Genomic DNA, 16164 nt, shown 5'->3' on the forward strand with positions numbered 1-16164 from the left:
TTTTGCAGTTTTGGGGATTTGTGACGATGGATCCAAGGCGTTTTATAAACGGCGAACCCATTGCGCTCACCGCTCAGACTCAGCCGCTGTTAGAACAAACCTTTCAATTCCACATTAACGGATAGCAGGGCATCGTGAGCGAATATCAATACTATAAATTTGAGCGCTTAGATGGGTATTTAGACAGCACCGCGCGCCAAGCACTCAGAGCCATTTCACGCCGAGCCGATATCACGGCAACGTCTTTCCAGGTGGTTTACAACTTTAGCGATCTAAAGGCTAAGGCATATGAGATCATGCTAAAGCACTTCGATATCGGTTTTTACTATGCCAACTGGGGCTCGGTTGATGCCTACATCAAACTACCTGCCGGGACCATACCCGATGCCATGCTTGGGTTATCGAACGATGGTTTTAAGGTTCGTCAAACCGATGAGTGGCAATTGCTCACTTTCTCTATCGAAGAGTATGGTGCGTATTTTGATGATGAAGATGCTGACGATTTTTTCCAGCATTTACCCGGTTTACGCAATCAGTTAATCCAAGGTGACTGGCGGCTTATGTACTTAGCGTGGCTCAAAGCGGTAGATGACGATGATGAGCTTGACGCGATACCGTTAATCCAATTCGATTTTGAGCGCCTTAGCGAAGGATTACAGGCTTTTGCTGCGCTGTATGCGATTCCCTTACCTTGGGTTAAAGCGCTTATGATGGTGCTGAATGAACAGCCCAGTCACCCAGCCAAACACACCCAGTTGCAGTTTGAAGATTGGCTCAAAACGCTCACGGAAGCGGAGAAAAACACACTATTACGCACGTTGTTTGAGCAAGGCCAATTAACTCGTCACCAAGCCGTAGCGCTGACGCGAAAAGAACCAGCCAACAAAGACGAAACTTATCAGTATTGGTTAAACCCCGACCTCGTGGCTCCCTATATTGCAACCGCACAACGACAGTTTGAGCAACAACAAGCCGAGGCACTTGCAAAAAAACTAGCCATTGAAAAAGCAGAAAAAGAACAAGCCTTAATAGATCTCTACAACCAGCGTGATCACTACTGGCAGCAAGCGCACGAGCAAGCGGATCGCACTTGCCCCACTGGCTATGATGCGGCATCACGCTATTTACATCAGCTCTTTGAGGCCTATCAGCTTCACGATAATTCTGCGTCCTTTGATCAGCGGTTTAAGCGCTTTATAGCAGCTAATAGCCGTCGTAAAGCATTATTAAATCGCTTGAGTGGTTTGCTTAAATGATTGGGTCCACCCCAGGCAGACCCAGTGTTGTTAGCAAAAAATATCGTTGAGTTTTGATTGGTTGAAAGCCTTTATGCCCGCCTTTAGGTCTACACATTGTTACCTGTGAAGTAATGTTGTGTAGACTATTATCTTGTACAAGCTTTGTGGTAGGTCTACACTAAGTGAGTTATTTGGTGATTTAGTGTAGACCTATGGCAAAGTCTGATGAGCTACTAAACGTATTCGCAAAAGCGGTTCGCGCTGGCGGAGGCGTTCACAGTGCAACTGAGCTTGCTTTTATGTTGGGTGTGCCCTGTGACCCTGCTTTTAGAAAAATCCTCGCAGATAGCGTAAAGAAAGGCTTGCTAAGACGAGTGGTGAAAGGTTTCTATGAAAGTATGATTACCCCCCCTGAGCCTGAGACAGCTATTTATAAAATCATCAAAAAGTTACGTAGTGGGGTATTGAATTACATCAGCTTAGAAAGCCAGCTCAGTCATACCGGCGATATTTCGCAAATTGTGATGGGCAGGACCACGGTAGTGACTAAAGGTCGAAGTGGTTGTTTTGATACGCCTTATGGCGTGATCGAATTTACCCATACTAAAAGGCCAGTCGAAAAAATCGCCCCTAATTTGTATTATGATCCCGACGTCAAAATGTATCGCGCATTCAAAGAACAAGCGATTGCAGATCTAAAGCACTGTCGCCGCAATCTACACATGCTGGAGAGTTAAGTATGGGGGGAGCGTGTAGGAGATAACGTATGCTGAAGCAACAAATTCGCCAAATCGTACAGTCAACCCCTGAATATGCAGCAGTCACGCCCGTTATAGAAAAAGAGGTCTTACATCATGACATTATGGACGTGCTGATCAAGCAAGGCGTTATGCAGCGATTAACTTTTATTGGCGGCACCTCACTACGTATGTGTTACAACAGCAGTCGATTGTCAGAAGATCTTGATTTCAACGGTGGCCATGACTTTAAACCGTCCGAGTTTGATGGGCTGGAGTCTGAGATACAGACTTATATTCAAAATAAGTATGAAACTGAAGTTTGGGTAAACAAGCCCTCTGGTGAGCAGCAAGGGGATACCGTTTCGTGGAAGATTAGTATCGTGAAAGCGCCTAATCGTCCTGATTTACCAAGACAAAAAATGCATATTGACGTCTGTGCAATACCCTCATTCGATATCGAAAAGCGTCCTTTAATTAATCATTACGATATTGTTGTGCCGACAGAAGGTATCTTGGTTCCTGTTCAATCACTACAAGAAATATTGGCCGATAAGCTTATCGCATTAGCGTATCGAGCAAGGCGTATCAAGCCTCGTGATATTTGGGATATTGTTTGGATTAAGCAGCGCGGAATTGATTTATCCAAGATATTGGTTGAAAAGAAACTCAACGCCCGGCACAAGCAAAAAGATGACTTTCGACAGGCGCTGTCTACTGCGTTAACCAAGCTAATGTCGGAAGAGGAAGTGCACAATGACTTCAATATGGAAATGAGCCGTTTTATCCCTCAGCAAATTAAAGAAAGAACCATCGATAACCCAGAGTATTGGCCATACGTTCAGGGTGAGGTAAAAGCCATTGTGTCTGAATTACTTGATGAAGGCACACCCAAAAATCCTTTTGATATGGGCTAGCTTTACATCTTCGAACGGCACTAACTAGGCCGGTAGGCAAACCGCTTTCGCTGTAAACACTAGTGACCTACGTGCCACATCGCCTAATGAAAGATTCGATGAAACTTACAATCCTCACTCGCCTAGAGAGTGTGACTAGGTTTACTGAGGTCGAAAAAGTCTACAAAGGGGCAGTGGTGTGAGTAAGGGAGTTCTATCAATGATGCAGAAGGTAAATTAGACGAAAACGCAGTTGTTCGGTTTTACCGAACAACTGCGTCAGGCGGTAAGTCTGATAATATTCAACACCTTGGTCTGTCCTTGGTGATAGCCGTTAGTTATCGAGTTCGCTCGAGTCGTGGTGCTGAGTTTCGTCAATGGGAACGCAAACTCTCCAAGCATACCTCATTAAAGGGTTTGTAATGGATGACGAGCACCTAAAAATCCATCCATTGGTCACTTTCAGTGTCCACGCCTATGCACGCGCTAAAAGATGATGCGCCGCTCCGTATCACCTTACCTTGAGTTTAACAGCCTTAAGCGCCAGTAAGTACGACAACGAAAAGCGCGTGTCGTGACGGGTGAGGCTTTTCGTTATCTGTAACAACAAAACGGTGTAAAGAGTGGGTATGATGGAGTCAAACAAGACTACATCAACGAAAGATCCCAGATTGTGATTAAGATAAAAGTGCCAAATTATAAGACATTGCCGATCGCGTCGTCGCCACCGAGCTTATCGCCCGAGTCCGCGGCGCCGACACCTGGCCGAGCCACATCGATCTTGGCTACCACATCGAACACGGGGAGAGTATTTGAGATGAAGCGTGGCAGAAAAGGGAGTATAAAGCGGTTGTTTATATCGAGTGGCCTAGTATTATTCTCGGGCATTTTTACTGATAGTAGTGTTACATCATGAGAGCCGATGAAATTCTTGTAATTGACCTGTTTGCTGGCCCTGGAGGGCTTGGTGAGGGGATCTCGTCTGTTACAGACGAAAATGGATATCGTCCTTTTAAAATAGGTCTCTCGGTGGAAAAAGAGTCGTCGGCTCATTTGACGCTAACAACGCGCGCACTATATCGGAAACTTAAAGAAAATAAACAGGGTTTACAGAGTTATCATGATTACCTATGTGGTCAAATAACGCGCGAGGCGCTGTTTGAACAGCATCCTGAAGAAGCAGAAGCCGCTAGAACTGAGACACTATACAAACCAAGAGCACTGGGTGACGATAACGAGTTTATTCACGAAAGAATTAAAAAGTTAGTCAATGCTCATGGTAATAGGCCCAAAATCGTTATTGGGGGGCCGCCTTGTCAAGCATACTCGTTGGTCGGTCGCTCAAGAAATGCGGGAATAAAAGACTATAACGCTGAGACCGATAAGAGAAACTTTTTGTACAAAGAGTACTTGAAAGTGCTATCGATAGCCCAGCCGGATGTGTTCGTCATGGAAAATGTTAGGGGGATCCTTTCTGCCAAGGTTAAAGATAAGCCAATATTCCCCCAGATGCTTGAAGACTTACGTAACCCTGAGCAAGTGACGGGCATACATGGAGCGAAATATAACGTTTACTCTCTAGTTAAGCCTGCTAATGATCCTGCCAACCCAGACTATGATAAGACGAGCGATTTTCTTATTAAAGCGGAGGACTATGGTGTGCCTCAGGCGAGACATCGAGTAATTTTACTGGGCGTGCGAGAAGACATTGATAGATATCCTGACACTTTGTTGCCTAGTAGTGAACACGTTACTGTTGAGCAGGCAATTTCTGACTTGCCAAAATTAAGAAGTGGGCTATCCAAGCAAAAAGATGACAACAAGGCGTGGGAGAGGATCGTTGAAAGGCATGCCAAAACAGTAAAACGGCTCCTTAGTAAATCATTCTCGAATACAGAGGAGCTAGATTTAAAGCCGAGAAAAGGTTTATCTCGAAGTAGTAAGGATATTGCTGGTGTGGACCCAAAGGTCTCCAGGCATCTAAGGGATTGGTATATAGATAATAAACCCAAATGTGTTCTAAATCATGAGACCCGCGCCCATATGGAGAGTGACTTGTTGCGCTACGCATATAGCTCTGCATATACCTACCTCAGTGGTGGCTCTTCACCAAAATCTAAGAGCTTTCCAGATCAGTTAGCCCCTGCTCATGGTAACTGGAAAACTGGCGCGCACGACGATAGGTTCCGTACTCAAGCAGCTAATAAGTGCTCTACAACGATAACGAGCCACATGTCAAAAGATGGTCACTACTTTATTCACTATGATCCTAAACAATGCCGCAGCTTAACCGTACGTGAAGCTGCGCGTTTACAGACGTTCCCAGATAACTACAAGTTTGAAGGGAATCGAACGCAGCAGTATGTACAGGTAGGAAATGCTGTGCCACCATATTTGGCACAGCAGATAGGCCGGGTTGTTATGAAATTAATTAAGTGACAATTATTCTGGGTGAGAATAATCAGGAGTTCCTATTCGACTAAAATAAGCTCCTAGGCGCTCTACTAAGGAGGGAACAAATTCATTTGATAAACTAGCTATTCTTGTCTCTAGTAATTCTTGTTTGTTTTCATCACTTCGTTCTATTGAGTGCAACATATTAAATTGAGCATAGAAAGGGCCGAAGTTCTTTTCTTCTCCATTAATATTTACTCTAAAGCTCTGGATGAAGTGGCCTCCTGTTTCGCCATTATGATTCGTGAACTTTTTTAGTTCATTTGATGCTTTTTTTATTTGATTTGGCGTCCCATTTTCTCTCTTGTTAGCTAGTTTTTCTTTTAAAGCATTCCACTCTTCACTCCTGTCTAAAAGAGTTATAAGCTGATAAGTGGACGTTTCTGATTTTCTTCTCAATATATCGCAACGCGGAGTGATAATTATTTCAAACTTTCCCCCTTGATAAATAATATCACCAGTATCTAGGTGTTCTTGTAAGGGAGGAATAAAGAAGTACTCTTCCGGGTGTGCGCCAAGTCCTTCATTAGAAAGGTATGAAGCATGAAGGTGAGTAGCCATATGACGTGTTAAAGCTTTTTCTGTCTCTATAGGCCCGTCATTCTCAAGCCAATAACTCCAACGAGGCCAAATAGACCTTGTGAATGCGTGCGCCATAGTTCTATTGAAGGAACTCTGCATTGTTTGGATTGCAGAGATCATGTCTGCTTTTTCGTCTAGCCATTTCAGAATGCGCTCTATTCCTTCTCCATCTCCTTTGTCGAATACACGTATAAAATCTTTTAGGTGATCTTCTATAACTTCACTTCCCGGCTCTCCAGTGTAAACGGCACAGACCGTCAGTGAGTTATGTGACAATTTCGCGAGAACCTCGTTGCCGTTGTAGGTTTGTTGTCCTTTTTCGTCTAAACGTATATCTATAACAGCAGCATCAAATTTCGAGTTTTCTAGGGCCTTTTCTGCCTCACTTAAATTAGTTACAAAATAAGGTGTTATTGAATAAGTGGGGTGTCCTTCAACAGAATAAAAGTCGAGCTTTTCTTTCCAGCTACCAACCAGCTGTTCCACATCCTCTACGATTAGTAAATTTAATTTCATTGTGTGATCCTACTGAGATACTGGATATAAAATAGTAAAACAAGTGTCGCAAGAATTAGTATCTAGCACTAWGTCACCGTTACTGTTTTTACACGCTTCTTTTGCGATTGATAAACCTAAACCATGCCCTTCTGATTTAAGAGAGAACCCAGCCTCGAAAATGGGTTCTTGGTCCGGTTCGTCTATTAGTGGGCCATTATTAGATATGGATATTTTAGCTATTGAGTTTTCGATTTTGGAAGAAATTTTAATGGTTTTTTCTATATTGTTAGTGGTGTTTAGCCAATGAACTGCGTTATGTATGATGTTTAGCATCGCTGACTGTAAGTCTCCGCTAAAACCATAAAGTTTTAGGTTGTTTTCAATGTCCAAATCAATTTTTATTTCAGACTCTATTAGTAGTTCATCAAGCAAGTTAATTGTATTCCTTATTTTTTCTACGGCGAGAAAATCAACTGGACGCCCCCGACGTCTTCCTGATATTGGGTCTAATGACTTGAATAGTGAGTCCAATCCCTTTGCCCCATCAAGTATTCCTTGACCATACTCAGGGTAATACTTTCTTATAACTTCACCTTTAGGGCTGTCTTCGAGTACCAAATGAGCGTTTTTAACTATCGACTTCGCATAGGAACTTATTGGGTCTAAATAAGTTCGGCCATCATGTACCACTTGGGCGACAACCATACCCAAAGCTGCACGAGACTCTAGCAGTCTCTGGTATGCCTCTATATCATCTAACGCTTTAGTGAGAGCTTTAGACTCTTTTTCGATTTTTAGTAAAAGGGGTTTTTGATCTTTTTCAGCTAGGTTGCTAACAGCTTTTGTTATTGACTCTAATGAGGATAGCTCGCGTGCTTTATCAATTTTCTTTTCTGGTTTTCTACTGATTCCCGCTTTCGCTCTGAAGTCAAACCTTTTTTGCTCTACTTTTAACAAGACACCTGTAATTAGAGTCACTAGGCGCTCAAAGGCGCTATTTGCTTCAAGACCTTCACGGCTACTTCGCTCTATAAGGCTTGAAGTGCTCTCAGAGCCAACATTAATAGTTCCCGATATTTGGCCGTGACCAATTCTCTTAGATGGCTGTTGAACTCTCCGGTTTTCGAGCTTTAACCAGTCATTATCTGGTTCACCATAAGGACGAATTCTAAACCCTGTTCTATATATACCAATACCGGTATTTTCAGAAATCATTGCTCTAGCATTTCGCAATCCGAAGTCAGAAAAGTTAAGTCCCATGCGCTCAAAGAGCTTCTCAACCGACTCTTTTTCTAAATCATAAAGCCGTAAATCTATATCAATCGCACCACAGGAAAGCTCGCCAACTTCAAGTGGAGGAGCATCAAGATTAATCGGCATAGGTATGTTATCACCACGAATGATCGTAAAAATACCATTAAAATTTCCTTTGGTATCAAATGAACCTTTTAGCCGATAGTCAGATTCTTTGCTAATCCTGTAAGGTGTTATTAAAGTTTTACTTGTATTTGTGGTTTTAGTTACGTCTTCAAGTATTTCAGCAATTAGATTAGTCTCAAGAAGTAGCTGGGAGCCGTTGAAATTGTATGGCTTAGAGTTAGTCTCCTTAAAATGTTTTAAATCTAGATGAATGTCAAAATGTGCGCTCTTTTCACTCTGCGGAGTAGCAAGGCGACGTAGCTCTCTAACTAACTTTCTAACTTTTTTCTCGTCCCAAATGGTAGAAAGTCCCGTGATCTCAATAGTTACACCTGTGCTATCTGAGCTTTCAAGATCTGTACAGCTAATGTTAATATCAATATCATCTAAGTATGTATTAGTCTCAAATATGCTCCAATCTAGTTTAAGCGAGCTTTTCTGATAGTGGTCGTTGCACTTAGCTATAGAAGTTAGTGTTATTTCTCTCCCCAAGCTAGCTGAAGCAAAACGACCAACGCCTTTGGCTCCTAATAAAGTCCTCTCTCCCGATTTTGAAACACTTTTCTTAGTCTTAGTATCTGTGGCAGGTTCAAGCCAATCATTTACGATATTGTCATATGTCATCCCATGGCCAGTGTCTTTTATGGTTATTTTTCCATGGTAAGAGCCTTTGGGAGGAATGATTTCAATTTCAACACACGGTGAGTCCGCATCATAGGAATTCTTCACTAACTCAATAATCGCTGCTTCTGGGCCACTTATTAACTTGTCGCCTATTGTGCGTATTAACCTAGCTCTTGGTTTTAGCTTTGCCATTCTGACCTCATTGCTTTATATATTTTTTCCGGTTTCCGAGCTTTATGCTCCTTAAGACACCGTCTTTCAGGAGTAACCCCAAAACGCTGTATGTGAGAAAATCTTGTTGATTTCCATTGTGATCTGATTGTAATCCGAGGTAATGAGCGCAGTCTGAATTAGTTATGCCCTCTGGATTTTCCTCAGATAAAGACGTTATCGCATCCTTGATGAGTTYCAATCCTAAATGAGCCTTCTCTAATGCCCCCGTGGGAACGGTTATATTATCATTGGTTTTACGTTTTATAGGTTTTGGTATAACAGTATTATATAGAGTTCCACCCGTCTCGACTGTTCCAAAAGTCGAAATTAGCTCGAGTTCTATTCTTAGAGCTTGTTCTTCCGTTAAACCATCTACTATTTTTGTAACTATTGGAGAATGCCCAAAGCTGAGGATTTCTTGAATAAGTAAACCTTTCGCAGTGTGATCAGGTTTCTTCAAGTGGTCAGTCAAGCGGCTACCTGTACCTTTGCCTACATAAAAAGTTCTTGCGGGCCTATGTCTTGGGTCTTTGAGTGAATATACGTAGAAAGTGTTTAACATAACTGACCAGTTGTGATGGCTACTTAAAGCTAAGGATATAGGTTTTTAACTTATATTATCCAGTAATCTACCACACTAGTGACAGAGACAAATGTGGCTCCACTCAAAATTATCAATAGTGTTTAGATACAAAAAAGCCCCGCTATATGGGGGCTAAAACTAGAAGACTGATAAAGGATAGGCTACTCAATATTCTGGATCTGCTCGCGCATTTGTTCGATAAGCACTTTGAGCTCGACGCCGGAGGCGGTGATCTCGGTGCTGATCGATTTGGAGGCCAGGGTGTTAGCTTCGCGGTTGAACTCTTGCATCATAAAGTCCAAGCGTCGGCCGCAGGCGCCGCCTTTTTTGAGGATTTTGCGCGCTTCTGAAACGTGTGAGTCGAGGCGGTCTAACTCTTCGGCCACATCGACTTTTTGTGCCAGCATCACCATTTCTTGCTCAACGCGAGCTGGGTCGAGCTCCACTTTGGCTTCTTCCAAACGCGTGGTTAAACGCTCACGCTGCCACTCAATCACGGTGGGCATTTTTTCGCGTACTTTGATCACTTCAGCGCTAATCGCATCCAATCGCTGCTCAATCAGCACTTTCATGTTGTCGCCTTCGCTGGCCCGGGCCGCCACAAAAGCATCGAGCGCTTCATTAAGCCCGTCCAGTAGGGCACGGTTGAGGGTATCGGTGTCTTGCTCCGGCGCTTCCATCACCCCTGGCCAGTTTAAGACTTGAAACGGGTTAATATTGCCTTCGCCCGCAGTGTCTTTAACCCATTTCGCCGCATCAATCACTTGTTTGGCAAGATCTTCATTGATGGTGAGTTTGTCTTGGCTGGCTTGGGATGAATCAAAACGCAGGTTACATTCCACTTTGCCGCGGGCGAGGCGCTTACGGAAACGCTCGCGCACCACAGGCTCGAGGCTACGTAACTGCTCAGGCATGCGGATATAGGTTTCAAGGTAGCGCTGGTTGACGGAGCGGATTTCCCAAACCGCGTTGCCCCAATCGCCCTTGAGTTCTTGTCGCGCGTAGGCGGTCATACTGTGGATCATGTGTACCTGCTTTTGTGTGCTAAGAGTGAATAATGAAGAGTATACGCATCTGCTCTTCTTGCGTCAGCTGTCTTGAACGGCAAGGCGGACAGGGATCGCAAGCGAGCGGATAAACACGTATAATCGTCATCACATTTTTCAGTCAATGAAGGTAACTTGCATGCGCCCAAGTGGAAGAGCACTCGACCAAATTCGTCCCGTTAGCTTTACCCGCGGTTTTACGGCCCACGCAGAAGGCTCTGTGTTGGTGTGCTTTGGTGATACCAAGGTGATTTGTAATGCCACGATCGAAGAGGGCGTGCCACGCTTTTTGAAAGGCAAGGGCCAAGGTTGGGTGACCGCCGAGTATGGCATGTTGCCACGTGCGACCCACACCCGTAACCGTCGTGAAGCGTCAAACGGTAAGCAGGGTGGCCGCACGGTAGAAATCCAACGTTTGATTGGCCGCAGTTTGCGCGCCGCGGTCGATTTAAAAGCATTGGGTGAGCGCACCATTACGGTTGACTGTGATGTGATTCAAGCCGACGGCGGCACACGCACGGCGTCCATTTCGGGGGCGAGTGTGGCACTGGCGGACGCGCTTAATGCGTTAGTGCGTAACGGCAAGCTTGCTGCGAATCCGATGCGTGGCCACGTGGCTGCAGTGTCGGTGGGCATTTATCAACAAACGCCGATTTGCGATCTCGAGTATGTGGAAGACTCAGCGGCAGATACCGACATGAATGTGGTGATGCTCGAAGATGGCCGCATGATTGAGGTGCAAGGCACGGCAGAAGCTGAGCCGTTTACGCCCGATGAGCTCAATGCCATGTTGGCACTGGCCAGTAAGGGCATTGATGACATTGTCGTCGCGCAAAAATCGGCGCTGGCCGAATAATCCTATTACAATGGCTCCCATCTCGGGGGCTATTTTTTTATCTATTAACCTAAGATGGGCGCGCGTCGCGAACGCCCGATAATAATCACAGACAGCAAGAGAGGACTGCATGAAAGCCTACCAGCGCCAGTTTATTGAGTTTGCCCTTGAGCGGCAGGTTTTGAAGTTTGGCGAGTTTACCTTGAAGTCGGGGCGTAAGAGCCCGTACTTTTTTAATGCGGGGTTGTTTAATACCGGGCGCGATTTGGCAAAACTGGGTGAATTTTATGCCGCGGCGTTGATGGATGCAGGCATAGATTATGATGTGCTGTTTGGCCCGGCGTATAAAGGGATCCCCATTGCGACCACTACAGCGGTGGCGCTCGCGGCGCATCATGATGTGGATACGCCATATTGTTTTAACCGCAAAGAGGCTAAAGACCACGGCGAAGGTGGCAACTTGGTAGGCAGTGCACTCGCAGGTCGAGTAATGTTAGTGGACGATGTGATTACCGCCGGCACTGCGATTCGCGAGTCCATGACACTGATTCAGGCGCAAGGTGCACAACTGGCGGGTGTTTTGGTGGCAATTGATCGCCAAGAGCGCGGCCAAGGTGAGTTATCGGCGATCCAAGAAGTGGAGCGTGACTTTGGTTGCCAAGTCGTCTCTATCATTAGTTTGTCTGATTTAGTCACCTACCTAGAACAAAGCCAAGCGGATCCGGCGCAGCTGGCCGCGGTGAAAGGGTACCAAGCGAGCTACGGCATTTAAGCAACGTGCATGCAGCTGGCTAGCGTTATAGATGTAGCCAGTTGCATTGCGCCAATTGCATTGCGCCCATTTGCGTTGCAGCCAACACCGCTCATTGCAATTGATTGGTCAGCAGTTGCCAGTATTGTTCAAAATTCGCGGTTGGCAGCTGCTTAAACGATGAGCGTACGTAACGACAAAAGCCGCCTTCCACTTGGCTAATAAGCTGACTGGCAAGCACGGCTTCATCTAAAGGAAAGCCCTTTCCTTCGCGCAAGCGACGCTCACGTAATACTTGCTTGAGCTGTGCTTCAACGCGCTCGAAAAGCTGGTTGATGCGCGCTTGTAGCCTGTCTTGCTCAAACATCAGCGCATGGCCTGTCATGATGCGTGTCAGCCCTGGGTTACGTTCACCAAACACCAGCAATAATTGCAGAATCAACTTGAGACGAACCAAGGTGTCTTTTTCTTCTTCAATGATGAGGTTGATGCGGGATAAGAGCGAATCTTCGATAAATTCAATCAAGCCCTCAAACATGCGTGCTTTACTGGGAAAATGACGATAAAGCGCGGCCTCTGACACCCCGACTTGCTCGGCGAGCTTGGCGGTGGTGATGCGCTGGCTGCCTTGGGTTGACTCCAGCATCTGCGCGAGCGCTTGGAGGATCTCTTCGCGGCGATTACTTTTTTTCGGGGCTGCCATGGATGCGATTCCTTTGTCTTTTTATCTATCACACTGGCGACGTTTAAAGGAGGCATCATGGAGAGGTGCCGCCGAGTGTGATGCTTTCCTCTTATCTTAGCGACGAGGTCTCTGTATTAAAAGCAAAAAGCGTGGCCATGGCGCACGCTTTTGAACTTGTTTTTCACCCCGGAGCTAAGGCCACCGGGGTGCTGGGCTTCTCCCTTATTCTTATATCGATCGTTGCAAATAGCGCGTGTGAATGTGTGCTATTACGCTACGCGCTAACGTCGGTTTATCCGCAAGGGGGAGCGCTTTGTCACCGTCAGACCAGAATAGGTGCAGGGCATTATGATCACTGTTAAAGCCTTGATCGGCGTGAGACACATCATTTGCGCAAATCATATCGAGCTTTTTGCGGGTGAGTTTATCACGTGCGTAGGCTGCAACATCCTGGGTTTCGGCGGCAAAACCGACCGTAAATGGGCGATGCTGGGTTAAGTTGGCGACCGAGGCAATAATATCGGGGTTTTTCACCATGGTAACGGTCATCGTGTCTTTATCTGCCTGCTTTTTCATCTTCTGCTCGGCCATCGTTTGTGGACGGTAGTCAGCGACCGCGGCACAGCCGATAAAGACATCGTGCTCGGTGATAGAGGCATGCACAGCATCATGCATTTGTTGGGCCGTGGTGACATCCACGCGCGCGACACCGGTGGGCGTGCTTAATGCAACCGGACCGGAAATCAAGGTCACTTCGGCCCCCAAACTGGCGGCGGCCTCGGCCAAGGCATAGCCCATTTTTCCAGAGCTGTGATTCGACAAATAGCGAACCGGATCCAGGGCTTCTCGGGTTGGCCCGGCGGTAATCATTACCCGTTTATTGGTAAGCGGTTTTGGGCCGGCCCAGTGTTCACACTCTGCCACTAAGGCCAGTGGCTCAAGCATACGGCCTGGCCCCACATCGCCACAGGCTTGGGCACCGCTATCCGGCCCCCAAATAAGGCAACCGCGCGTGCATAGGGCCTGTATATTCGCTTGGGTAGCGTGAGCGCGATACATTTGCTGGTTCATCGCCGGGGCAATCGCAATCGGTGCATCGGTGGCCAAGCACACCGTGGTGAGCAAATCATTCCCCATCCCAGAGTGAATACGGGCAATTAAATCGGCGGTAGCGGGGGCAATCAATACTAAATCAGCCCATTTCGCTAACTCGATATGCCCCATTGAGGCCTCAGCAGCTGGATCGAGCAAGCTATCAGATACCGGATGGCCTGAGACCGCTTGCAGGGTTAACGGTGTGATAAATTCTTTAGCGGCGCGTGTCATTACCACTTTGACAGTGGCACCTCGCTCGATCAGGCGACGGGTCAAATCGGCACACTTATAGGCGGCAATTCCACCGCCCATGCCAAGCAGAATACGTTTACCTGCCAGCGTTTGGGCTGGCTGTGTTGAAGAATTGGCCATAATGCTCTGTGTGTTTGTGCTTGAATGGCGAAACCATACCATAATCCGCCGTGCAAAAAGTGTGTTAGCGCAAAGGAAAGCGCGTGGGATGTGAGCCAAGTAGAATGCGATCTAAGCACTGAGCGGTTGAAACCCTTGAGTGCTTATCAAGGGAAAATCGCGAGCGAGCCGCAGTTCCGCTCGAAAAGGATTGTGCGAGATCCCTCGCGTGTCTTAACTGGCGACAAAATCAAAGAGGGATAATAATGAGCTTAAAAACTTTGCCCTTGGATTGTCGTCCAAGGGAGCGTCTATTAGCACGTGGGGCGGACAGTTTATCGGATGCTGAGTTACTGGCGATATTTTTACGCACCGGTGTCACAGGAATGAGTGCGGTTGCGCTGGCTGATCATCTATTAACGGACTTTGGTTCGTTGCGTGCGCTGATGGGAGCCGATCAAACGGCGTTTTGTCAGCGTAAGGGGTTAGGCAGTGCGAAATACGCGCAACTGCAAGCGGTACTGGAGCTCAGCCGTCGTTATTTAAAAGAGACGTTAAGTAAAACGGATGCCCTGACCAGCCCCGATCATACTCGGCGTTACCTCTCGACGTTACTGCGCGATCGGCCACGTGAAGCCTTCTATGTGTTATTTCTCGATAACCAACACCGAGTGATTGCCGATGAGCAATTATTTGAAGGGACCCACAATGCCGCCAGTGTTTATCCGCGAGAAATTGTTCGCCGTGCATTAGAGCTTCATGCCGCTGCGTTAATTTTGGCACATAATCATCCTTCTGGGGTCGCTGAACCGAGCCAAGCGGACCGACATATCACCGATAAAATCGCCAATGCCTTGTCATTAGTGGATGTACGCGTGTTAGATCATCTGGTGGTCGGGGACGGAGATGTGGTATCGTTCGCTGAACGAGGTTGGTTGTTATCCTCCTAAGGATCGCCTTTGGCGAAAAAAACGATCAAAAAGCGCATAAAAGGATCTGCTCGGGACTTGAGCAATGTGAATTCAGTTAGTATAATGCGCCACCTTTGATAGCCTTGACCTTCGACCTGACCTTAACGTTGCAGGACTGGCGGACAAGGTTGATATCGAGCCGAAACGATTTTGGAGAGACTTTCATGTCACGAGTATGCCAAGTAACTGGCAAGCGTCCTGTAGTTGGTAACAACCGCTCTCACGCTAAGAACGCCACCAAGCGTCGTTTTCTGCCGAACCTGCAAACTCATCGTTTCTGGGTAGAAGGCGAAAAACGCTTCGTTAAACTGCGCCTATCCACTAAAGGTATGCGCATCATCGACAAAAAAGGCATCGAGTCTGTATTGACAGATATGCGTGCCCGCGGTGAGAAAGTATAAGAGGAATTAGAGAATGGCTAAAAGCGGCGTTCGTGAGAAGATTCGTCTAGTATCCTCAGCGGGTACTGGTCACTTCTACACCACAGACAAGAACAAACGTAACATGCCTAGCAAATTCGAGATCAAGAAATTTGATCCTGTAGTTCGCAAGCACGTTATGTATAAAGAAGCCAAAATCAAGTAATTTGATCGATGCTTTGATAAAAGACCCAGCTTCGGCTGGGTTTTTTTATAACTAAAATCCGTCAGTGTTTGGGTATATACTGCGATAAATACGTACAGCGGCCTTGGGTGAGAAAACATGAAGCTAAAACGGCAGACGTGGAACAACATCCTGATTTTTTCAGTCGTGATTTTTTTTGGCTTAATGCTATTGCCCGATTATTTACGTCATCAGCGCCAATCAAATGCCATGCCTGAAGGCGTCATTGCGCTGGTGGACTCACGCAGTGAGGTGTTATCACTGCGCTTTGCGCATTTAACGCTCACCCGTACCTTGGATGGCTGGCAAACGGATAAGCCGTTAGTGATCAGCCCAACCGAGCTGGCTCAGCGGTGGCTAGGGTTGGCAGGCACCCAAGTTGATGAAGCAACCTTACAGTCACTGCGCCCACAACTTACCGCTCCCCGTACGCTCGAGTTGACCCGGAGTCCAGACAAAGAGCCGATCCGTATTACTTATTATCAGCAGCCCCAATTTTGGTTGATGCAAAATGAGCAGGGGCAATGGCTGGCGGTGTCTGTTGATCGTCGGTATCTTTTCCCGCTAACTAAATCGTGATAAT

The 16164-nt window shown here is 46.4% G+C and carries 18 protein-coding genes; 11 read left to right on the forward strand and 7 right to left on the reverse strand.

The window, feature by feature from the left end; all coding sequences use genetic code 11:
* Positions 1-134 precede the first annotated feature (134 nt).
* From BZG81_RS00590 to rhuM, 4 genes are all read left to right on the forward strand, one after another.
* Positions 135-1256 (forward strand): hypothetical protein, encoded by a 1122-nt coding sequence (locus tag BZG81_RS00590; protein ID WP_077676521.1) that lies wholly within the window; start codon positions 135-137, stop codon positions 1254-1256.
* Positions 1257-1450: 194 nt separating this feature from the next.
* Positions 1451-1975, forward strand: a complete 525-nt coding sequence (gene abiEi, locus BZG81_RS00595) for a type IV toxin-antitoxin system AbiEi family antitoxin (protein WP_077676522.1) — start codon at positions 1451-1453, stop codon at positions 1973-1975.
* A gap of 29 nt (positions 1976-2004) precedes the next feature.
* Positions 2005-2892: a nucleotidyl transferase AbiEii/AbiGii toxin family protein gene (locus BZG81_RS00600; protein WP_077676523.1), complete on the forward strand. Its 888-nt coding sequence runs from the start codon at positions 2005-2007 to the stop codon at positions 2890-2892.
* Between the two features lie 195 nt (positions 2893-3087).
* Positions 3088-3294 (forward strand): RhuM family protein, encoded by a 207-nt coding sequence (gene rhuM / locus BZG81_RS15885; RefSeq protein ID WP_443216213.1) that lies wholly within the window; start codon positions 3088-3090, stop codon positions 3292-3294.
* Between the two features lie 273 nt (positions 3295-3567).
* Here rhuM and BZG81_RS15670 read toward each other — a convergent pair whose 3' ends face one another.
* Positions 3568-3759, reverse strand: coding sequence for a hypothetical protein (locus tag BZG81_RS15670; RefSeq protein WP_077676524.1), 192 nt, complete (start codon positions 3757-3759; stop codon positions 3568-3570).
* Positions 3760-3783: 24 nt separating this feature from the next.
* Here BZG81_RS15670 and BZG81_RS00615 point away from each other — a divergent pair, with 24 nt between their 5' ends.
* The gene (locus tag BZG81_RS00615; RefSeq protein ID WP_077676525.1) at positions 3784-5310 is read left to right on the forward strand and encodes a DNA cytosine methyltransferase; all 1527 of its coding nucleotides are present in this window, start codon (positions 3784-3786) and stop codon (positions 5308-5310) included.
* Positions 5311-5313: 3 nt separating this feature from the next.
* On the opposite strand, the gene BZG81_RS00620 is transcribed toward BZG81_RS00615, so the two are convergent.
* The 4 genes from BZG81_RS00620 to BZG81_RS00635 form a co-directional block, all read right to left on the reverse strand.
* Positions 5314-6423, reverse strand: a complete 1110-nt coding sequence (locus tag BZG81_RS00620) for a hypothetical protein (RefSeq protein ID WP_077676526.1) — start codon at positions 6421-6423, stop codon at positions 5314-5316.
* Between the two features lie 9 nt (positions 6424-6432).
* Complete coding sequence (locus BZG81_RS00625) at positions 6433-8640, reverse strand: sensor histidine kinase (protein ID WP_077676527.1); 2208 nt, start codon at positions 8638-8640, stop codon at positions 6433-6435.
* Positions 8641-8647: 7 nt separating this feature from the next.
* Positions 8648-9223, reverse strand: a complete 576-nt coding sequence (locus BZG81_RS00630) for a GIY-YIG nuclease family protein (protein ID WP_077676528.1) — start codon at positions 9221-9223, stop codon at positions 8648-8650.
* Positions 9224-9405: 182 nt separating this feature from the next.
* The gene (locus tag BZG81_RS00635) at positions 9406-10269 is read right to left on the reverse strand and encodes a YicC/YloC family endoribonuclease (RefSeq protein WP_077676529.1); all 864 of its coding nucleotides are present in this window, start codon (positions 10267-10269) and stop codon (positions 9406-9408) included.
* 160 nt (positions 10270-10429) lie between these two features.
* On the opposite strand from BZG81_RS00635, the gene rph reads away from it, so the two are divergent.
* Positions 10430-11146, forward strand: coding sequence for a ribonuclease PH (gene rph / locus BZG81_RS00640; protein ID WP_025744385.1), 717 nt, complete (start codon positions 10430-10432; stop codon positions 11144-11146).
* A gap of 109 nt (positions 11147-11255) precedes the next feature.
* Complete coding sequence (gene pyrE, locus BZG81_RS00645; RefSeq protein ID WP_077676530.1) at positions 11256-11897, forward strand: orotate phosphoribosyltransferase; 642 nt, start codon at positions 11256-11258, stop codon at positions 11895-11897.
* A 91-nt stretch (positions 11898-11988) separates the two neighbouring features.
* On the opposite strand, the gene slmA is transcribed toward pyrE, so the two are convergent.
* Positions 11989-12579, reverse strand: coding sequence for a nucleoid occlusion factor SlmA (gene slmA, locus BZG81_RS00650; protein WP_025744387.1), 591 nt, complete (start codon positions 12577-12579; stop codon positions 11989-11991).
* A 210-nt stretch (positions 12580-12789) separates the two neighbouring features.
* A complete protein-coding gene (coaBC, locus tag BZG81_RS00655; RefSeq protein ID WP_077676531.1) occupies positions 12790-14028 on the reverse strand; it encodes a bifunctional phosphopantothenoylcysteine decarboxylase/phosphopantothenate--cysteine ligase CoaBC in 1239 nt (412 codons plus the stop codon).
* 245 nt (positions 14029-14273) lie between these two features.
* Between coaBC and radC the strand changes: the two genes are divergently transcribed.
* The 4 genes from radC (at position 14274) to BZG81_RS00675 (ending at position 16160) form a co-directional block, all read left to right on the forward strand.
* On the forward strand, positions 14274-14957 hold the full coding sequence (radC, locus tag BZG81_RS00660; protein ID WP_077461507.1) for a RadC family protein: 684 nt from the start codon (positions 14274-14276) through the stop codon (positions 14955-14957).
* 185 nt (positions 14958-15142) lie between these two features.
* Positions 15143-15379, forward strand: coding sequence for a 50S ribosomal protein L28 (rpmB, locus tag BZG81_RS00665; RefSeq protein WP_025673845.1), 237 nt, complete (start codon positions 15143-15145; stop codon positions 15377-15379).
* A 13-nt stretch (positions 15380-15392) separates the two neighbouring features.
* Positions 15393-15563, forward strand: a complete 171-nt coding sequence (rpmG, locus tag BZG81_RS00670; protein WP_025673846.1) for a 50S ribosomal protein L33 — start codon at positions 15393-15395, stop codon at positions 15561-15563.
* 117 nt (positions 15564-15680) lie between these two features.
* Complete coding sequence (locus BZG81_RS00675) at positions 15681-16160, forward strand: hypothetical protein (RefSeq protein ID WP_077461508.1); 480 nt, start codon at positions 15681-15683, stop codon at positions 16158-16160.
* The last annotated feature ends 4 nt before the right edge of the window (positions 16161-16164 follow it).

The sequence above is a fragment of the Salinivibrio sp. MA607 genome, from assembly GCF_001996245.1.
Classification (GTDB): Bacteria; Pseudomonadota; Gammaproteobacteria; order Enterobacterales; family Vibrionaceae; genus Salinivibrio; species Salinivibrio costicola.

Bases quoted from the DNA above. Each gene is read 5' to 3' on its own strand.
- abiEi (WP_077676522.1), top strand. From the start codon at position 1,451: ATGGCAAAGTCTGATGAGCTACTAAACGTATTCGCAAAAGCGGTTCGC.
- BZG81_RS00600 (WP_077676523.1), top strand. From the start codon at position 2,005: ATGCTGAAGCAACAAATTCGCCAAATCGTACAGTCAACCCCTGAATAT.
- BZG81_RS15670 (WP_077676524.1), bottom strand. From the start codon at position 3,759: ATGCCCGAGAATAATACTAGGCCACTCGATATAAACAACCGCTTTATA.
- BZG81_RS00615 (WP_077676525.1), top strand. From the start codon at position 3,784: ATGAGAGCCGATGAAATTCTTGTAATTGACCTGTTTGCTGGCCCTGGA.
- BZG81_RS00620 (WP_077676526.1), bottom strand. From the start codon at position 6,423: ATGAAATTAAATTTACTAATCGTAGAGGATGTGGAACAGCTGGTTGGT.
- BZG81_RS00635 (WP_077676529.1), bottom strand. From the start codon at position 10,269: ATGATCCACAGTATGACCGCCTACGCGCGACAAGAACTCAAGGGCGAT.
- rph (WP_025744385.1), top strand. From the start codon at position 10,430: ATGCGCCCAAGTGGAAGAGCACTCGACCAAATTCGTCCCGTTAGCTTT.
- pyrE (WP_077676530.1), top strand. From the start codon at position 11,256: ATGAAAGCCTACCAGCGCCAGTTTATTGAGTTTGCCCTTGAGCGGCAG.
- slmA (WP_025744387.1), bottom strand. From the start codon at position 12,579: ATGGCAGCCCCGAAAAAAAGTAATCGCCGCGAAGAGATCCTCCAAGCG.
- coaBC (WP_077676531.1), bottom strand. From the start codon at position 14,028: ATGGCCAATTCTTCAACACAGCCAGCCCAAACGCTGGCAGGTAAACGT.
- radC (WP_077461507.1), top strand. From the start codon at position 14,274: ATGAGCTTAAAAACTTTGCCCTTGGATTGTCGTCCAAGGGAGCGTCTA.
- rpmB (WP_025673845.1), top strand. From the start codon at position 15,143: ATGTCACGAGTATGCCAAGTAACTGGCAAGCGTCCTGTAGTTGGTAAC.
- rpmG (WP_025673846.1), top strand. From the start codon at position 15,393: ATGGCTAAAAGCGGCGTTCGTGAGAAGATTCGTCTAGTATCCTCAGCG.
- BZG81_RS00675 (WP_077461508.1), top strand. From the start codon at position 15,681: ATGAAGCTAAAACGGCAGACGTGGAACAACATCCTGATTTTTTCAGTC.